20 protein-coding genes and 1 tRNA gene are annotated in these 17,610 nt (G+C 71.6%); 6 read left to right on the forward strand and 15 right to left on the reverse strand.

The genetic code is table 11. The features are described 5' to 3' along the window. Positions 1 to 6 precede the first annotated feature (6 nt). Together AB0K82_RS24240 and AB0K82_RS24245 are read right to left on the reverse strand one after the other, a co-directional pair. Positions 7 to 921 (reverse strand): SDR family oxidoreductase, encoded by a 915-nt coding sequence (locus AB0K82_RS24240; protein WP_364400609.1) that lies wholly within the window; start codon positions 919 to 921, stop codon positions 7 to 9. Continuing rightward, positions 918 to 1,532 carry a TetR/AcrR family transcriptional regulator gene (locus AB0K82_RS24245; RefSeq protein WP_364400612.1) on the reverse strand — a complete coding sequence of 205 codons (615 nt, stop codon included), beginning with the start codon at positions 1,530 to 1,532 and terminating at the stop codon, positions 918 to 920. Before AB0K82_RS24245 ends, AB0K82_RS24240 begins: the two co-directional genes overlap by 4 nt. Positions 1,533 to 1,668: 136 nt before the next feature. Between AB0K82_RS24245 and AB0K82_RS24250 the strand changes: the two genes are divergently transcribed. From AB0K82_RS24250 to AB0K82_RS24265, 4 genes are all read left to right on the forward strand, one after another. Then, positions 1,669 to 1,741, forward strand: a tRNA-Thr gene (locus tag AB0K82_RS24250). Between the two features lie 138 nt (positions 1,742 to 1,879). Next, the gene (locus AB0K82_RS24255) at positions 1,880 to 2,254 is read left to right on the forward strand and encodes a type II toxin-antitoxin system RelE/ParE family toxin (RefSeq protein WP_364400614.1); all 375 of its coding nucleotides are present in this window, start codon (positions 1,880 to 1,882) and stop codon (positions 2,252 to 2,254) included. Next, positions 2,251 to 2,580, forward strand: coding sequence for a helix-turn-helix domain-containing protein (locus AB0K82_RS24260; RefSeq protein ID WP_364400616.1), 330 nt, complete (start codon positions 2,251 to 2,253; stop codon positions 2,578 to 2,580). Before AB0K82_RS24255 ends, AB0K82_RS24260 begins: the two co-directional genes overlap by 4 nt. Positions 2,581 to 3,010: 430 nt before the next feature. Further along, positions 3,011 to 3,406, forward strand: coding sequence for a VOC family protein (locus AB0K82_RS24265; protein ID WP_364400619.1), 396 nt, complete (start codon positions 3,011 to 3,013; stop codon positions 3,404 to 3,406). Between the two features lie 141 nt (positions 3,407 to 3,547). On the opposite strand, the gene AB0K82_RS24270 is transcribed toward AB0K82_RS24265, so the two are convergent. The 8 genes from AB0K82_RS24270 to AB0K82_RS24305 form a co-directional block, all read right to left on the reverse strand. Beyond that, positions 3,548 to 3,736, reverse strand: coding sequence for a hypothetical protein (locus tag AB0K82_RS24270; RefSeq protein WP_364400621.1), 189 nt, complete (start codon positions 3,734 to 3,736; stop codon positions 3,548 to 3,550). Positions 3,737 to 5,382: 1,646 nt separating this feature from the next. Beyond that, positions 5,383 to 5,796, reverse strand: coding sequence for a hypothetical protein (locus AB0K82_RS24275; protein WP_364400623.1), 414 nt, complete (start codon positions 5,794 to 5,796; stop codon positions 5,383 to 5,385). 197 nt (positions 5,797 to 5,993) lie between these two features. Continuing rightward, positions 5,994 to 6,656: a VC0807 family protein gene (locus AB0K82_RS24280; protein ID WP_364400626.1), complete on the reverse strand. Its 663-nt coding sequence runs from the start codon at positions 6,654 to 6,656 to the stop codon at positions 5,994 to 5,996. Then, a complete protein-coding gene (locus AB0K82_RS24285) occupies positions 6,653 to 7,255 on the reverse strand; it encodes a TetR/AcrR family transcriptional regulator (protein WP_364400628.1) in 603 nt (200 codons plus the stop codon). The genes AB0K82_RS24280 and AB0K82_RS24285 overlap by 4 nt, the downstream gene beginning before the upstream one ends. A 135-nt stretch (positions 7,256 to 7,390) precedes the next feature. Beyond that, positions 7,391 to 7,726, reverse strand: coding sequence for a YnfA family protein (locus AB0K82_RS24290; RefSeq protein ID WP_364400631.1), 336 nt, complete (start codon positions 7,724 to 7,726; stop codon positions 7,391 to 7,393). Positions 7,727 to 7,783: 57 nt separating this feature from the next. Then, complete coding sequence (locus AB0K82_RS24295; RefSeq protein WP_364400634.1) at positions 7,784 to 8,008, reverse strand: hypothetical protein; 225 nt, start codon at positions 8,006 to 8,008, stop codon at positions 7,784 to 7,786. A gap of 103 nt (positions 8,009 to 8,111) precedes the next feature. Further along, positions 8,112 to 8,585 (reverse strand): carboxymuconolactone decarboxylase family protein, encoded by a 474-nt coding sequence (locus tag AB0K82_RS24300; RefSeq protein ID WP_364400636.1) that lies wholly within the window; start codon positions 8,583 to 8,585, stop codon positions 8,112 to 8,114. A 121-nt stretch (positions 8,586 to 8,706) separates the two neighbouring features. Beyond that, entirely contained in the window at positions 8,707 to 9,033 is a 327-nt protein-coding gene (locus AB0K82_RS24305) for an ROK family protein (RefSeq protein WP_364400639.1), read from the reverse strand. Positions 9,034 to 9,164: 131 nt separating this feature from the next. Here AB0K82_RS24305 and AB0K82_RS24310 point away from each other — a divergent pair, with 131 nt between their 5' ends. Further along, the gene (locus tag AB0K82_RS24310) at positions 9,165 to 9,497 is read left to right on the forward strand and encodes a hypothetical protein (RefSeq protein ID WP_364400641.1); all 333 of its coding nucleotides are present in this window, start codon (positions 9,165 to 9,167) and stop codon (positions 9,495 to 9,497) included. Here AB0K82_RS24310 and AB0K82_RS24315 read toward each other — a convergent pair. The 5 genes from AB0K82_RS24315 to AB0K82_RS24335 form a co-directional block, all read right to left on the reverse strand. After that, the gene (locus AB0K82_RS24315; RefSeq protein WP_364400644.1) at positions 9,472 to 9,765 is read right to left on the reverse strand and encodes a hypothetical protein; all 294 of its coding nucleotides are present in this window, start codon (positions 9,763 to 9,765) and stop codon (positions 9,472 to 9,474) included. The genes AB0K82_RS24310 and AB0K82_RS24315 overlap by 26 nt on opposite strands. A 146-nt stretch (positions 9,766 to 9,911) precedes the next feature. After that, complete coding sequence (locus AB0K82_RS24320; protein ID WP_345355360.1) at positions 9,912 to 10,562, reverse strand: ABC transporter ATP-binding protein; 651 nt, start codon at positions 10,560 to 10,562, stop codon at positions 9,912 to 9,914. Then, on the reverse strand, positions 10,549 to 11,475 hold the full coding sequence (locus AB0K82_RS24325; protein WP_364400647.1) for an ABC transporter ATP-binding protein: 927 nt from the start codon (positions 11,473 to 11,475) through the stop codon (positions 10,549 to 10,551). The genes AB0K82_RS24320 and AB0K82_RS24325 overlap by 14 nt, the downstream gene beginning before the upstream one ends. Next, positions 11,472 to 14,033: an FtsX-like permease family protein gene (locus tag AB0K82_RS24330; protein ID WP_364400649.1), complete on the reverse strand. Its 2,562-nt coding sequence runs from the start codon at positions 14,031 to 14,033 to the stop codon at positions 11,472 to 11,474. The genes AB0K82_RS24325 and AB0K82_RS24330 overlap by 4 nt, the downstream gene beginning before the upstream one ends. Continuing rightward, positions 14,030 to 17,131 (reverse strand): FtsX-like permease family protein, encoded by a 3,102-nt coding sequence (locus AB0K82_RS24335; protein WP_364400652.1) that lies wholly within the window; start codon positions 17,129 to 17,131, stop codon positions 14,030 to 14,032. Before AB0K82_RS24335 ends, AB0K82_RS24330 begins: the two co-directional genes overlap by 4 nt. Before the next feature lie 138 nt (positions 17,132 to 17,269). Here AB0K82_RS24335 and AB0K82_RS24340 point away from each other — a divergent pair, with 138 nt between their 5' ends. After that, entirely contained in the window at positions 17,270 to 17,548 is a 279-nt protein-coding gene (locus AB0K82_RS24340) for a hypothetical protein (protein ID WP_364400655.1), read from the forward strand. Positions 17,549 to 17,610 lie beyond the last annotated feature (62 nt).

Below are 17,610 nucleotides of genomic sequence, written 5' to 3' on the forward strand. Positions count from 1 at the left end.
CGCAGATCAGCGGTAGTCCTCGACCGGGGCGTCCTTCTTGTCGCCGAAGTAGACCTCTTCGAAGAACCGGCTCGCCTCCGGCTGCGAGCCGTCGAGGTCGGTGAAGCCGTAGTGCTTCGCCAGCACCCCGGCCGACAGCGCCTTGCCGGACCAGCGCGCCACCTCCGGGTCGGCGGCCAGCGCGGCGACCGCCCGCCCGATGTAGCGCGGCGTCTCCGAGATCGCGAACCACTTGTCCTTGGCGATCCCGTCTCGCCAGCTCTCCTCGGTGACGCCGAAGTGCTCCAGGACCTCCTCCGAGCGCAGGAACCCCGGTGTCAGCGACAGCGACGTGACCCCGTGCGGGGACAGTTCGTCGTGCAGCATCTTGCCGAGCCGCGTGATCGCCACCTTCACCATGTCGAAGAACATCGACCCCCGGTAGCGGTCGTTGAACATGTCGTCCCCGTCGGTGATCTCGACGACCAGCCCGCGTCCCCGCCGTACGAGCAGGGGAAGGACGGTGTGCAGCGTGATCAGGTGGGTCTCCAGGCCGTTCCGGAGCGCCCGCAGGCCGTTCTCCAGGTCGTGCTCCCAGAGGGGTTTCCACTCGACCCACTGGTCGCCGCCCCACGTGTCGTCGACGAGGACGTCCAGGCGGCCGACCTGCTCGTCCTCGATCCGCCGGACCAGCGCCCGTACGTCGGCGGGGACCATGTGGTCGCAGCGCACCGGAATGCCCCGGCCGCCCGCCTCAGTGACCAGCTCGGCGGTCTCCTCGATCGTCTCCGGGCGGTCCAGCGGACTGCGCGACTCCCGCGTCGTGCGGCCGGTGACGTACACCGTCGCGCCGGCCGCGCCCAGCTCCACCGCCATGCCGCGGCCGGCCCCCCGGGTGCCCCCGGTGACCAGCGCGACGTGTTCCTTCAACGGACCGGTCACATGCTCTCCTCGATCGTTCCTGCGTCTGAACCGTGGCTCCAGCCGGCCAGCACGGCGCCCAGATCGGCGCGCAGCCGGTCACGGAGGCCACCCGCGGGCCGCGCCGACCAGTGCAGCGTCGTACCGTCGGTGACCGCGGCCAGAATCCGCGCGGCCACCGGCGCGGGCGGAGCCCCGGGCAGCCGGCCCTCCCGCACCGCCCGGTCGAGGAGGGGGACCAGCCCCTCCTCCAAGGCGGTGTGCAGCTCGGCCAGCAGGCCGCGCAACTCCTCGTCGGCCAGGTCGACGGCCAGCTGAGCCAGGTTGTTCGCCGCCCGGGCGGGATCGTCCAGCGGTCCGAACGCCGCCACCAGCACCTCGACCACCACGGCCACCGGATCGCCGCCCGCCGCCGCGGCCGCGCTCATGCCCTCCCGGGTCGTGCGCACCGCCGCCCTGGTCATCGCGGCCAAGAGCCCGTGCCTGGACCCGAAGCGCTGGGCCACCGTCCCGACGGCGACCCCCGCCTCCCGCGCGACGTCCGCCAGCGTGAACCCCGGCCCGAGCCGGCTGATCGCCACCCCGGCGGCGGTCAGCAGACGCTCATCGGTGAACTTCCTCGGCCGTGCCACGCCGATTATTGAACCACGGTTCACTAACTGATGCCAGGCGCCCTGCGGCCGGTGCGACGGCGAGGGGAACGCGCCCGGAACGGAGTCTGACTCGCGGCGTATACGCGCTATCGTGGTGAGGCTGCGAAAGCAGCGCGCCTCCGTAGCTCAGCTGGCAGAGCGTCCGCCTTGTAAGCGGCAGGTCGCCGGTTCGAATCCGGCCGGAGGCTCTCGTTCCCCAAGGTGAGAGCCGTTGAGAGGCTGATCGGCCAGGGCTGCCCTGACAGCAACGATGAGAGTCGCGCGCGGACGGTCGTGTGACAGGTCTGCCCTAGCCGAAAAAATGAGCTAGAGGTTATATTGGTGGGGTGACATGGGAAGTCATCCTCTTAGAGCCTGTCGAGACGTGGTTCCTGAAGCTCTGCGAGTCTGAGCCGCACTCGGCGGCCTTGATCGAGCAGGCCATCGACCGGCTTGCCGCTGTCGGGCCGACCCTTGGCCGGCCGCTCGTCGACACGCTGGAGCACAGCAAGCTGCGTAACTTGAAGGAGCTGAGGCCGGGCTCTCGCGGTCGGTCGGAGATACGCATGCTGTTCGTCTTCGATCCGGATCGCGCAGCGATCTTCCTGGTTGCGGGCGACAAGAGCGGGCGATGGTCCCGCTGGTACGAGGACGCGATTCCGCTCGCCGAGGCCAGGTACGCCGAATATCGGGCGGAGAAGGATGAGGAGGGCGGCCGATGAGCACCGGACGTAACTGGCGGGACGTCAAGGCTGAGGCCCATCGACGGCATCCCGAGCTGGCCGATCCCGAGCGTCAGGCCAGGGCGCGGGCCGAGTTGGACGCGTATGTGGCCGGTCACCACCTCAAGGAGTTGCGCAAGGCCGTTGGCAAGACTCAAGTGGAGTTGGCGCGGGCCCTAGGCGTGTCTCAGTCCCGAATCTCGCAGATCGAGAACGGCAAGATCGAAGCCATGGAACTCGAGACGCTCCGTGCCTATGCGACGGCCTTGGGCGGACACGTTGACATCACCGTCAGCGTCGGCCCGCACTCCGTAAGGGTCGCTTGAGGCCACCGGCGTCCGTGACAGCAACGGTGACAGCAACGACAGCCACCACCGACACCCGTGCCCGTACGTCGGACCCCATCTACCTTGGCGGATGCCGCGCGAGCAGGGGTGTCCGTATTCCTTGTAAGCGACAGGTCGCCGGTTCGAATCCGGCCGGAGGCTCTCGTTCCCCCATGTGAGAGCCGTTGAGAGGCTGATCGGCCAGGGCTGCTCTGACAGCAACGGTGGAAGTCGCGAGCGGACGGTCGTGCGATCGGCCTGCTGTTCGTCTTCGATCCGGATCGCGCAGCGATCTTCCTGGTCGCGGGCGACTGCTTTTGGGGGACACGTCGACATCACCGTCAGTGTCGGCCCGCACTCCGTGAGAGTCGCCTGACGGGTGGCGGGACCCCTTAGGCTGAGCCCCCGCCCGCGCTGTCTGGGGGAGTCCATGACAAGTAGGTTCACCGAGTTGGTCGTCGACTGCCACGATCCGGAGCGCCTCGCGGCCTTCTGGTGCGCGGTCCTGGACTTCGAGGTGATCGACCGGAGCGAGGGCAAGGTCGAGATCGGCTCCTGGGAGCCGACCGTCGAGGAAGTCCGGGCCCGCCAGATGCCGCCCACCATGGTGTTCATACGGGTGCCGGAGGGCAAGGCCGTGAAGAACCGGCTCCACCTGGACGTCAGCCCGATCGACGGCAGTACCGACGACGAGGTGGCCAGGCTGCTCGGCCTTGGCGCCGCCAGGGTGGACGTGGGCCAGGGCCCTGGCCGGAGCTGGGTGGTGATGGCCGATCCGGAGGGCAATGAGTTCGACGTTCTGCGTACCCTGGCACCGCCCAACTAGAGCCGGGACAACACGGGTGCGGCTGACGGCAGACCAGTGACGGCGAGGGCTCTCCTGGCTTACGGCGAAACCCCCGGTCCTCGGCGGACCAGGGGCAATTGCAGGGCCATGTCGGGGACCTGTGAGTATCGCCGATCCCGGTCAGTGCATGGCGACCACGATCACGTTGCCGATCGAGAAGCCGACGAACAGGATCGACGCGGCGACGCTGTACCAGTGGACGTCCTCGTCCGGGTCGACGTAGTTGATCAGTTCCTCGACACCCAGCACCACGCCGGCGATGAAGGACATGCATCCCACGAGGAGCAGGCAGACGAACACCGGTTCCATGATTCTCTCCTTTGGTCAGACGCCCCGCCGCGTTGGTGGAAGACATCGCTCGGTATCTTCGAACCGAAGCCGGGGCGGCAACCCGCCGGAATGCCAGAGCACAGCAAGATGCGTAGAGATGCGGCCCGGTTCTGTCGGTCGGAGATGCGAATTCCGTTCCTCTTCGATCCGGATCGCGCAGCGATCTTCCTGGTCGTCGGTGACAAGGCCGAGCGATGGTCCCGCTGGTATGAGGACGCGATCCCGCTCCGATGGCCCTGCGCGGACACGGGAGGGATGGCCCGGGAGCGCGCCGTCGCCTGGAGGTGGCGCCGCGGCGCGGCTCAGCGATTGAATCCACATTCCGTAACCTTGCGCTCAACTCGCAGGAAATTTGCCTGATAAGTCGTTTCTTATCGAGCCCGATCTGGGCATGGGCGGAACAAGTGGCGTAGTCCCACCTCTACGGAAGCCGCATCCCCGGGGGAGGTAATCTGTGTGAAGATCAGACTTTGCTTGATATCCGCCGCGCTCGGTGTGGCGGTCATGGGAGGCGCACTGCCCGAGATATCCGTGGCAGTCGCCACGACGCCCGCCAGTTCAATGGATGGTAAGCCTGCGATTGTCGGCGCTCTTCAGGTGCCGTTTCAAAGATGCGGTACAGTCTGCCGCTACCAGACCAAGCGAGCCTGTGCGTCGCGTCGTTTCCTCGCGGGGAAGTCGCGGTGCGTGAGGTGGAGATACCAGCGGGTCCGCGTCTGCCGCCATACGCGATGCGGTATTAAGCCGCATCCCGTTAAGACGCGTCCCGGCCACCGTCGATGATGGCCAAGAGGCTCGAATCGAAAGATCGATGGCGCGTTGCGGTACCCACCGAGCCGACTGAGCGAGTTCGCCGAATGCTTGTGGGGGTGATTCCGGCGAAGATCAAACATTGCTTGATATCCGCCACGCTCGGCCTGGCGGTCGTTGGAGGAGCGGTATCCGAGGCTCCCGTAGCCGCCGCCACACGAGCGAGCTTTTTCTTTCAAGAGCACGTGCCGACCACTGCTTTGTACGTGCCGTTCGACGGGTGTCGGAAGGTATGCCGCACCATACGCCCGAGATGTCGTCCTCGTGAGCGTTGCCCGCACTGGGTGCGGATCTCATGTCACCGCGTTTGCCCACCTAAGCGGCGGCCTCTTAAACCGCGTATCGGCCACCACCAACGAGGCCCGAAGTAGGGCCGGACGAGTGGCGTGGTCCCATGTGTGCGGATCTACGCGGGAGCCGACCGCCCGAGAGGTGATCTCGTGAAGATCAGACTTTGCTTGGTATCCGCCGTGCTCGGCGCTGCCCTCGCGGAAGGCGCGGTGGTCGAGGTGCCTGTGGCCGTCGCTTCGTCATCGACTGGATCCAGTCATGGCGACCCTGTGACCACCAGTGCCATGAACGCGCCGCTCGAAGAGTGTCACACGGTATGCCCCGCGCCCCGTCGACGTTGTATTCGGCAGAGGCACGGACGCTGCGTGAGGTGGCGGACAGAGTTTCTGCGCCGTAAGTGCCATCGAGTCTGCCGGCCCAGGGGACGGCCCCTCGGGCCGCTGGCACCCAGACGCTAGGGTCCCCGCGAACACAACAGGGTTCGGCGGTGACGCCGGGCCCTGCGGTCGGGCGATCGTCGATCGCTACTTCAGGTAGCGGACGCATCCGCCGAACGCGCTGGCGGTCACGACCTTTCGGTCGTAGCGGCCAGAGATCTGGATGTCGCCGCCGAAGGCGACGGCGTTCAGCGTCGTCGGGCCGTTGCCGCGAGCGAGGATGCACCCGCCCGAGGTGTGGAGGACGGCCATGCCGGAGATCCCTATGACGGCGATGGTGCCTCCCGAGGTCGTCGCGTGGAGGCTCCCGCTGCTGTTGCGGACGGCGATACCGCCGCTGCTGGCCGCGACCACGGTGGTTCCCTCCGCCTTGTCGAGCCAGATGCCGCCGCCGCTGGTGTGCGGTTGGGAGTCGGTCAGCGGGCCACTGACGCTGATCTCGCCGGCGCAGTTGGTCGCGGTGACCCGTACGCCGCGCGGGATCCTGATGGTGGCCATCATGCCCGTGTTCTGCGACGCCGTGCTCGTAGCCGAGGGCCTGGCGGCCCTCGGCTACGTCGTGGTCGTGGCGGATCAGGAGAGCCGGCACTCCCTCACTCAGGGCGGGTGCTCGAACAGAGAAGCGGCTCCAGCGGAGCCGCTTCTCACCTGTCCGGAGCGTCGGCGGGCCGGGCAGGTGGCGGCCCGGGGCAAGGACGTCAGGCCTCGAGGTTCTCCTTGCGGAGGTACCAGACGTGCCAGGCGACCAGGCAGGCCATCACACCGAACCAGGCCACGGTGGTGACCAGGGAGATCAGGTCGATCGGCAGGGTGTAGACGAGGACGATGTGGATCACCGCGTTGGCCAGCAGGACGGCGCCCCAGACGGCGGTGTCGACGCGCATCCCGCGCCGGAAGCGGGCGTCGGTGTCCCAGCGGGCCGCCCATGCGGCCGCGCCTTCGGCGCCGCGCTTGATCTCGGCGATCGCGCGGCCCAGCGTCAGCTGGGCGGGCTTGCCGATGAACACCGAGACCAGCATCCACGCGCCGAACAGGCCGCCCAGCGCCGCGGTCCAGCCCTCCCGGATCGCGAGGCTGCGCGGGTCGTCCGACAGCAGGCCGAGCACGACGGACAGCACCAGGATGCTCAACGTGACCAGGGCGAGCAGGTCGATCCGGCGGTCGCGTGCGATGGTCCACACCGCGTACGGCGCGGCGACCAGGACGCCGGCCATCAGCGCCCACCACTGGCTCACTCCTGCGGCGCGCAGACCGTAGAACAGCACCATCGGCACGACCACCTCGAACACGACGGTCATCACGTTCGCGCGGATCACCCGGCGCAGGCCCGCGTCGGGCGCGGCCTTCTGGTCGATCATCATGCGGTCTGCCCTTCGGGATCGGCCGCGGTCGCCCGCACGTACAGGTCGGCGAGCTCGCGGCCCAGGCGGGCGAGCTCGGTGGGGTCGGGTACGGCGGCGGCCGCGGTGACGACGACGGCGTCCAGGCCGGCGGTGAGGGCGATCGCCACGGTGCGGGTGTCGAAGGAGTGGAAGACGCCTGCGGCCTGCCCGGTGCGGAAGTGCTCCTCGAACAGGGCGAGACGTCCGTTGACGCCGGCGCTCTGTGCGGCGGAGTTCTTCACGATGTCGATCAGCGCGCGGACGGCGGCGGGGTGCTCGCCGACCATCGCGACGTTCGCCTCGACGTAGGCGCGCAGCTGCGCGACATGGCCCTCGGCGGCGTCGATGCGCGGCTGCATGAATGCCTCGGTCACCTGCTCGATCTCGGCGACGCACGCCGCGAGCAGGTCATCCTTGCCGGCGAAGTGGTAGCTGATCATGCCGGTGCTCGACAGGCCCGCCTGCTTGGCGATCCGGCTGAACGACGCCTTGGCGTAGCCGACCTCGGCGATCACCTCGATCGCCGCCGCCACGATCTGGGCGCGCCGGCCCGACTCGGTGAACGTTCTTGCTCGCATAAGCAAAATCTAGCTCACTCAAGCAAATCGCTGCAAACGAGGGACTTTACGGTGATCACTGGCGATCACTGCGTTCTAGGGACGGCATACGCCAGTGATCAGGGCGCTTACGAGATCACGCGTATCCGGTGCGCTTCAGTGGGTGCGTGGGGCGTACATGATGACGGCCACCCCGGCGAGGCAGATCAGTGCGCCGATCACGTCCCAGCGGTCGGGGCGGAATCCGTCGAAGGCCATGCCCCAGGCGAGTGATCCGGCGACGAAGACGCCACCGTAGGCGGCCAGGATCCGGCCGAAGTGCGTGTCGGGCTGACCGCAGGCGACGAAGCCGTAGACACCCAGCGCGACGATGCCGGCCCCGATCCAGACCCAGCCACGGTGCTCGCGTACGCCCTGCCAGACCAGCCAGGCACCGCCGATCTCGAACAGCGCGGCGAGGAGGAACAGGGCGACCGAGCGGGCGGCGAGCATGACGGCACGGATCTTTCTGCGCGGCGGCCCGGCCTTCGGACCGCAGGACGACGTCGGTCAGGTGGCCTGGCCGAACAGGTCAGCGAGCAGGCTAGCGCCGTCGGCGGGGGCGCGGACCTCCAGGTGTGCCACGGGGCCGTCCAGGTCGAGACGGAAGTCGAAGAACGGGCAGCACCGCTGTTCTTCGGCGGCGAGCGCGGCCAATTCGCCCGCGAGGCCGGCGGGCAGCGTGAGCCGTACGCCCTCGTCGATGGGCTCCCGCCCGGCACCGGCCAGGAGCACGGGACCGACGGTAGACATTCGAGTCGACTCGAAGGTCAAGCGCCGGCCGTGGGTCGACCCGGCCCGGCCCCGCGAGGGAAGGCCGGGTCGGGCCGACGGCCGGTCATCCCCACTGGCCGGGCTGGTAGTCGCCGGCGGGCTGCTGGGTGATGAGGTTCATGCGGTTGTAGGCGTTGATCAGGGCGATCAGGGACACGAGGGCGGTGAGCTGCTCCTCGTCGTAGTGCTTGGCGGCGTTCGCCCAGGCCTCGTCGGTGACGCCACCGGCCGCGTCGGCGATGCGGGTGCCCTGCTCGGTCAGTTCCAGGGCGGCGCGCTCGGCCTCGGTGAAGACCTTGGCCTCCCTCCAGGCCGCGATCAGGTTGAGGCGCAGCGAGGTCTCCCCGGCGTGCGCGGCGTCCTTGGTGTGCATGTCCAGGCAGACGCCGCAGCCGTTGATCTGGCTGGCGCGGATCTTCACCAGTTCCTGCGTCGTGGCCGGCAGCGTCGAGTCCCCCACGACCTTGCCCGCCGAGTTGATGTACTTCGCGAACTTCGCCGCGACCGGGTTGCCGTAGTAGTTGAGCCGGGCTTCCATCGTGATCTCCTTGCCGGGGTCGCTGTTACACCTCCTTGACGGCACGGCCCGCGAATATGTGACATGCCGGCCGGATGTGATGCGCGTCTCCCCACTCGTGCCCGTAACCCCGAGTCGACCGTCAGCAGCGTTTCCTCCGCGCACGCCCCGTCGATCGCCGCCGCCTCGTACAGCGTCTTCGGCACGTCACGCGGTGACGCGCGCACTGTCGGCGGCCGGGGCGGTCGCCCCCGTGGCCCGGCTGCGTGGGCTGCCGGAGGCCGTCGCGGCGGTGGGAGACACCGCCGCCGATCACGACGAGGTCGGGGTCCAGCAGCAGGGAGACGGCGGCCAAACCCCGGGCCGGCCGGGCGCCGACCTGATCGATGATCGACGCGGCCAGCGGGTTCCCCGCGGAGGCGGCGTCGAAGAGCGTGGCCGCGTCGTCGCGCGGGCGTGCCTGAAGCATCGGCTCTTGAGCTGCGCGTCCGTCGCCCACGGGCGTCAGGCCGCCCGCGGATCCCCGAGGTTATGTTCCGCCTCCTGGTGGAAGAACGACCTTCGCTGTCGGATCAGGTGCGGTCGGGGGAGGAAGCAAGCGTGAAGATCCCGAGGCGTCTCAACGCCGCGTTGGACCGGGTGGCCGACAATGCCCGCGTGATCCTGATCGTTCTGCCTCTGGCGGTCGCCGCGGTCGCCGCGCCGTGGATTCCCGCGCTGGCCGCGTTCGCGGTCGGGGTCGGAGTGGGCGGGGTGGCCGTCCACGTACGGATGAGCGCGAGGGTGGCCCGGCTGCGCGCCGAAGCCGACGACCTGCTGCGGGAGAACGGCGCACTGCGTCACCAGAAGACCGTGTTCGCCAAGGCGACCGTCGCGTCCGAGAGCGTGCTGACCCAGAAGCTGCCGTTCATCCCCGACGGACACGACGCATAGCCGCCCGCGCCGCCGAGACGGCCGCTATGCCGCCAGGTCCGCGCCACCGCCCGTCGGCCGGCACGAGCAACGCCGCGAGCGGGTAGGCGATCGCGCGGGTCCCCATCGCCTTGTCGGCGAACCGGTCCCACTCGGGATGAACGAGTGCGAACAGCAGCAATCCGGCCAGCGCGGCCTTCGACAGGAGCGACGCGCCGCGCCAGTATCCGCCCCGAGCCGACGGCCGAAGGCTCGGCGAAGCCCGCTCCGCCTCGGAAGTTTCCGGCATGGCACCGCTGGTGGGAGCGCTTCGCCGAGCATTCTGCGCGTCGACTCGGCTGCCGGGCCCGAGGCGGGCCCCGAGCACGGGTGGCTCCTGTGCGGTCACGGTCCGTCGAACGCCGGTGGTCGCGCTGGGACGATCAGAGACCGACCTCAGCGCACGGCGCCGTCGCGGAGTTCGATGACGCGGTCGGCCTGGCGGACCAGGAGGGGGTCGTGGGTCGCGACCACGGCGGTCACGCCCTGGTCGCGGACCACGGCACGGATCAACTGCATGATCGACTGGGCCGTCTCGGAGTCGAGCTGTCCCGTCGGCTCGTCCGCGATGAGCACCTGGGGCGACCGGGCCAGGGCGCGGGCGATGGCGACGCGTTGCTGCTGGCCGCCGGACAGTTCGTACGGGCGCTGCCGGGCGTGGTCGGCGAGGCCGACCATGGCCAGCAGCAGCCGCACGCGCTCCTCGCGGGCGCGGGCCGGGGTACGCGTCAGCCGCAGCGGCACGCCGACGTTCTCCGCCGCCGACAGCACCGGGATCAGCCCGAACGACTGGAACACGAACCCGACCGTCTCCCGCCGCATGCGCTGCAATTCGGCCGGGCCGAGCGAGGTCACCTCCCACGAGCCCATCACGACCCGGCCCGAGGACGGGGCGTCGAGCCCGCCGATGAGGTTCAGCAGCGTCGTCTTGCCCGAGCCGGAGCGGCCGCGCACGGCCAGGAGCTCTCCGGCGTCGACCGTGAAGCCGACGTCCCGGAGGACGTGGTTGGCGCCGTACGACTTGTTCAGCCCCTCAACGGTGATCATCAGGCCAGACTCCGATGTGGTCCGTCTCCAGTTCCAGGCGTACCCGGTCCTTCATCTCCAGCGCCGAGGTGAACGACCGCGGCAACTGCAGCCGCCCCGCGCGGTCGAGCACGGCGTACTCCGCGACGACCACGTCCCCGGACTCGGAGGTGCGGCGGAGGATCTCGCTGCTCGTCCGGCCGTCCCGGATGCCGACCGTACGGTCGACGTTGCCGGCGACGTCCGGATCGTGGGTGACGATGACGGTCGTGACGCCGAGCGACCGGTTCGCCGTGCGGAGGGCGGCGAACACCGACGCGCCGGTGGCCGTGTCGAGCTCGCCGGTCGGCTCGTCGGCGAGGACGACCTTCGGCCCGTTCGCGACGGCCACCGCGATGGCGACGCGCTGCTGCTCGCCGCCGGACATCTCGGCCGGTCGCGCCGCGGCCCGGTCGGCCAGGCCGACCAGGTCGAGCAGTTCGAGGGCGCGCGAACGCCGCGCCTTCCGCCGGAGACCGGCGAACCGCATCGGCATCTCGACGTTCTCCACGGCCGACAGGTACGGGATGAGGTTCCGCGCGGTCTGCTGCCACACGAACCCGACCAGCTCCCGCCGGAACCGCAGCCGGTCGCGGCCTGACATGTCGAGCAGGTCCACCCCGGCCACCCGCGCGACCCCGGCGGTCGGCACGTCCAGCCCGGCCAGGATGTTCAGCAGCGTCGACTTGCCCGACCCGGACGCGCCGACGAGCGCCACCATCTCGCCCTCGCCGATGAGCAGGTCCAGCCCCTGCAGCGCGATCACTTCGACGCCCTGCGTCTGGTAGATCCGCACCAGGTTGTCGCAGACGACGTGGGCGTCCGCGCCGTACGCCGGCCCGGTGCCGCCGGCACGGCGCTCCAGCTCCGCCAGGTCGGGTTCGTCCAGGCTCATACCTCTCCGATCCGCAGCACACCGCCGAGGCCGCGCCGCGTCGCGACCAGGGCGTCGATGAGCACCGCCAGGGCCGCGAACACCAGCAGTCCGCCGCCGAGCAGCACGGAGATCGTCAGGTCCGGCACGAAGTGCCGGACCGGGGACCCGCCCGTGTACGGGCTCAGGTCGATGGCGGGGCCCAGGAGACGGGGCAGGACGAGCCCGAGCGCCCATCCGGCGGCGAACGCGACGAGCAGCACCGGCGCGATCTCGACGACGGCCAGCCAGTGCGCCTGCCGACGGCTCAGCCCGAGCGTCCGCAGGTACGACACGGCGCGCCCGCGTCCCCGCGCTCCCGCGAACAGCAGCACCAGGATCGCGAGCGTCCCGTAACAGGTCACGAGCACCGCCGTCGCGCCGAACCCCTGTCCGACCAGGTGGCCGAGCGTCCCCTCGGTGAGTGCGGCGTGCTCCTGCCGGTACGTCGACACCGCGTTCTTCTCGGCGGCGCCGAGCGACGGCTGGGCGGCGGCGCGCCGTAGTGCCGCCACGTCGATGTGGTCGCCGCGAACGAAGATCGACACCGAACCGGTGTTCCCGCCGCCGGTGGCGCGGCCGAGCGCGTCGGCCGGCACGAGGACGAACGGGTCGTCGGCGGACTGGCCCGGGAAGTTCGTGACCGTGCCGGCGTTGCGCAGCGGCATCGCGATGCCGTAGTCGGTCGACACGCTGATCCCCGTCTTCGGGGCGTGCACGGTGGGGGAGAAGAGCGCCGGGATCCCCGGGCCGCGCGGCCACGTCGGCGGCCGCAGGGGAGTGTCGGCCATCATCCGCCGGTAGGCGGAAAGGTCGACGCCGATCACGGTCAGCTCGCTGCTGAGCGCGCCGTCCACGGACAGCCGGGCGGCGTGGACGGTCTGCGCGGGCACGGCGGCCCGTACGCCCGGCGAGCGGCGTACCCGGTCGATCACGTCCCGGCTCATGGTGATCGCGTCGACCCGCGCGTCACCGCCCACCGACGCGTACGTCGCGAGCCGCTGCGCGCGGCTCAGGCTGGCCTGGACCGTCGAGCCGAAGCCGATGACCGCGACGGCCAGCAGCACGACGATGAGGGGCAGCGTCGCCGTCGACACCCGGGCGATGCCGATGAACGGGACCGCCGACCGCCCCCGCGCGAGCGTCCGCTTGACGGGCCGCAGGACGTACGGCAGGGCGCGCAGGATCACCAGCCCGGCGGCCACGGCCAGGAGCACGGGCACGGCGGACAGGAACGGATCGATGTCCCCGGAGGCGGGCAGACCCCGCCGCCGGACGAGGTACGTCCCGGCCACCGCGAGCACGACGACCAGGCCCTCGGCGACCAGCCGGCGCCCCGGGAGACGGAGCCCGGCCGCCGCCGGCCCGCCGACCGCCGTGCCGACCAGGATCACCACCGCGGCGTACGACGTGGTCTGCGCCGGGCCGTCGACGAGCAGCGCGGACAGCGCGAGGCCGGCGGCCGCGGCCGGCACCGTGACCAGGCTCGTCACACCGGCCGTCAGCCCGGCGAGTTGGAGCCGCGAGGCACCGCGGGCCGCCTGCAGGCGCAGGCCCGTGCGCATCCGCCCGAGCAGGAGCCCGACGGCGAGGACCAACACGCCGAGCGCGGCGGCGAACAGCCCCGAGACGGACAGGAACAGCAGCGCCTGCGTCGTCCGCAGCCGCTGGGTGAAGTCGTCCAGCACCCAGTCGAGCCGCGTGCTCAGCGAGGCGTCGCCCGCGATCGCCTCGGCGGCCTGGTGCACGTTGTTCCGCAGCGTCGTCGCGGACCGTCCGGTGATCCGGGCGGTGCCGGGCGTGTACGTCCAGGCGGCGTTGACGCCGAACGGGGTCTCGGTGCACAGCGCGCGGTAACCGGCCGGGTCGAGCAGCCCGGTCGCCAGGACGACGTCGTTCTCGTCGGGGGTCTTCTTCAGCTCGGCGTCCGCGAACTTCGCGTGCGACTGCGACGCCCAGTACGCGTTGCCGGGATCCGCCGGGACGAACAGCCCCGTGATGCGCACGCTGAGGGTCGGCTGGGTCGCGGTGCGCACGACGTCGCCGGCCGACAGGCCCAGCCGCCGCGCCGCGCGTTCCGGCAGGGCGGTCTCGAGCCTGGGGCCGGGCGGGCGCCCCGACACGTATCGGATGTGGGCGTTCGCGCTGCTGGAGAAGCCGAGGGAGAGCGTCTGGTTCACGCCGTGCGCGAGCGGCAGGAACGACGAGCCGGCGAAGTGGTCGGCCGTCACGATCGTGTCCCGCAGCGGCTTGGGGAACGTCGCGCGCCACTGCCGCGCCGCCGTCGCGAGCCCGTCCGCGCTCGCGATGAGACGCGCGCCGCGCGCCTGTTCGTCGGACGGCGCGACCGACGGCAGCCCGGACGCCACGACGAGGTCGGCGGAGCCGGGCGGCGCACCGGCCACCGTCTCGCGCGCGGCGTGGTCGTACCCGGCGACGAGCGTGCGCGGGCCCGCGTCGACCAGGAACGTCGTGACGAGCACGAGCAGCCCGAGGACGAGCAGCGCCGGCCAGTGCGCCCGCGCGGTCCGCCGGATCATCGCTCCTCCAGTGGACGGGTGCGCCGCAGCGAACGGGCGAACAGCAGCAGCACCGCGCCGAGCAGCACGACGGTCGCGCCGAGCAGGGCGGCGATCGTCGGCCACCGCAGGATGACGTGCACGGGCGGGTACGGCGTCGTGGCGCCCGCCGTGAGCACGACGTGCGGCACGACGAGACGGGCCAGCACGACGCCGAGCAGCAGGCCACCGGCCAGGCCCAGCCCGACGAGGAACGCCTGCTCGACGGCGACGAGCCCGAGGACCTGCCGCCCGCCGACGCCGAGCGCCCGCAGGATCGCGAACTCACCGGCGCGTTCCCGCGCCGAAACGGCCGTGTGAACCGCGAACCCGATCGCCGCGAGCACCAGCGCGGCGCCGAACCCGAGGACCAGGGCGCCCCGCAACCCGCGGCCCAGCGGCGCGTCGCGCAACTGGCGCCGCAGCGCGAGCCGGTCGACGACGGTCGTCCCGGCGAGCGCCTTGACGGCCGGCGCGGTGTCGCGGGCCGTGAGCCACCATTCGGTCGGCGTCGGCACGGCGACGCCGGCGGCGAGGGTCCGGTCGCCCAGCGCGGCCCAGTCGACCAGCACCGCGGGCGTGTCCGGCGGAACCGACGGCAGCGCGGGGACGATGCCCGTGACGGTGATCGGCTGCTGGACGCCGCCCTGGTCGAGACCGAGCCGGCCGCCGACGCCGACGCGCGCGCGGGTCGCGAGGTCACGCGTGATGATCGCCGGTAGCGCGGCGGTGTCCGGTCCGCCGCGCAGCACGGCGCTGCCGATGAGCTGCGCCGACTGCCAGTCGGCGACGGCCGCGGCGGGCAGGCGCACGCTCATCAGCCCGCCGGATCCGAAACGCAGGCTCTGGCCGACGCCGGTGACCGTCGTGACCTGCCCGGCCCAGTGCGCATCGGCCGGTGGCCGCAGCGCCGGGATCGTGACCGTGAGGTCCCCCGGGCGGGTGCCGGGCGCGCCGACGTACGAGAACCGGAAGCCCCGGACCGCGATCGGGTAGGCGATGACGCCGCCGGGCCCGGCGGCGGTGGACAGGTCGACGTCCTCGGTGTGCGTGCGCCCGTCGGCGGGCACGCTGCCGGCGTCGACCTCGTACGTCACGTGGAACGCGTCGGTGACGATCATTGAGAGCTGTACGGGGCCGATCCCCGTCCGGTCGGCGCGCAGCTCGACGGACAGCCGCGACGGCCGTCCCGGGACGGGCACCGCCGCGCCGGTACGGCCCGCCGCGAGCCGTGCCGGATCGGCCGGCAACGGTGTCCGCAGCATGCCGCCGACCTTGGCGCCGTCGACCGCGAGCACCGTGACGTCCGAACTGGCGGTCCCGCCGAACGCCCGCAGGACGGGGCTGACCGCCGTCACGCCGGGCAGCGTGGCGTACCGGCCGCCCTGACCCGCCGTGCGCGGCGACGTGTCGTCGGTCGGCGCGGTGACCCGCAGGTCGGCGCCGGCCTGGAAGTCCGCCTGGTCGGCCTGCGACTGCCGCCACGTCACGCCGGTCGTGACCGACAGCACGCCCACGGCCACCGTCATCACCAGCAGCAGGGTGGGGCCGGCGGTACGCAGCGGCCTGCGGCTGACCTGCCGCGTGGCCACCGCGGGCGCCAGCCCGCGGCCGCGCGTGGTGGCCCGCTCCCCGGCGCGCGAGGCGACCGGGACGAGCCGCAGGATGAGGACGCCGCCGGCGAGGAGCGCGAGCGCCGGACCGGCGACGATGAGCGGGTCGACGCCGAGCCCTCGCGTCGCGGTCGCGGTCACCGGGCCGCCGTAGTGCGCGAGCTGCCAGACCGCCAGCGCCGCCAGGACCACGAGGGCCAGGTCGCCCCCCGCCCGCTGGATCGCGGCCCGCCGCTCGCCCCGGCCGCGCTCGGCGAGGGTCGCGACGTACGTGCGCCGCACGCCGCTCAGCGCCGGCAGGCTCAGGGCGGCGGCGCACGCGAGCGCGCCGGCGATGGCGATCGCCCAGGCCAGCACGGGCGACGGGGCGGTGGCGGCGCCTCCTTCGACGGCGCGTACGAGCGGGGGCGCGAGGAACGGCGCGGCCACCGCCGCCGGGAGGCTGAGCAGCAGACCCTCGGTGGCGGCGAGGGCGGCGATCTGACGCGTCGACGCGCCACGGGCGCGCATGAGCATGACCTCGACCCGCCGGTGCTCCGCGAGGAGCCGGGCGACGAGCGTCAGCGTGTACACGGCGAGGACCACCAGCTGCAACGCCGGGATGAGCAGCGTCGACCGGGCGACCAGCAGCGCCCGCCCGACCCGCGTCAACAGGTCCGGCGCGGCGGATTTCACGCTGTAGGAGCCGCCGAGCGCGGCGGGCAGGGCGCGGACCCGCGCGGTGACGTCCGCCAGCTCGCCCGCGCGGATGTCCCGCATGGTGGGGAACACGAGCCAGCGCGCGGTCACCGACGTGGTGAAGCGCGCGCTGAACGTGGCCGGCGGCACCACGAGCGGGCCCAACGTGGTGTAGCCGAGGCGCTCGACGCCGGTCGTGACGAGCCGGTCGCCGCCCCAGAACCAGTCGTCCGCGTGCCGCGCCTCGAACAGCCCGGTGATCGTGACCGTGACCGGCGGGCCGCCGACCCGGCTGTGCAGGGTGACGGTGCGGCCGGGGGACAGCCGCATCGCCCGCGCGGCCGGCACGGGCAGCGCGGCCTCGATCCCGGCGGTGCCCGGCCAGCGGCCCGCGACGAGCCGGGCGTGACCCTCGAGCCCGTCGTACGTCGCGAACGTCGTGAGCTCCGGGTGCGGGCTCCGCTCCTGGCCGGGCAGGGCGTACGAGTCGCCGCGCGCGCTGAGCGAGACGGCCGCCGGGACGTGCCCGTACGTCCTGCCGACGGCGGCGGTGACCGTGCGCTGCGCGGCGGGAATGTCGTGCGCGGCGACGCTGGTGGTGATCCGGGAGCCGGTGTCGTCGAAGGACGCTCGGGCCAGCGTGGCGCGTAGTCCGTCACCGGTCACGGTGGCGGCGTAGCCGCCGAGCGAGGTCAGGATCGTGACGGCGAACAGCACGGTCGCGGAGGCCGCCAGCACGAGGAGCCGATGGCCGAGCGCGCGCCGGACCACGAACTCCGCTCCCCGCACCCCGCCGCCCTCCTCACCGGCCCCGCGATCATGCCATCCTCATGGGCAGCCACAAATGGGGCAAGGCATGCAAAGGCGGCAATTTGGTCACGCCCGCGTGGGTGACGCCGGTCGGCGGGCGTCGTTCTATGGTGGAGCGTGGCCGACTGGTCGGACGAGGAATACGCCGAATACCTCCAGGCCGAGCGTCGACGCTTCGCGTGGGTGATGCGACGGTACGGAGGTCTTCCCCCGGCTCAGGCGGAGGCGGCGGCTCTGGACCGCTATCCCTACGAGCCGAGCGACGCGCCGTTCCGCGGACTCGTCTTCCACGACGAGGCATGGCACTGGGCGATGCTGACCATCCACGGAGCCCACTACTGGCGGGAGCGTCCGGAACTGGTCGACCCATCGCCCGAGTACGAGGCCCTCGACTGAGCTCCGGAGCGACGCGATCCCGGACGCCGTGGCCGCCTTCGGCCGGACCGTTCCTGGTCGGG

Origin of the sequence: Actinoallomurus sp. NPDC052274, assembly GCF_040679475.1 — a bacterium.
Classification (GTDB): domain Bacteria; phylum Actinomycetota; class Actinomycetes; order Streptosporangiales; family Streptosporangiaceae; genus Actinoallomurus; species Actinoallomurus liliacearum.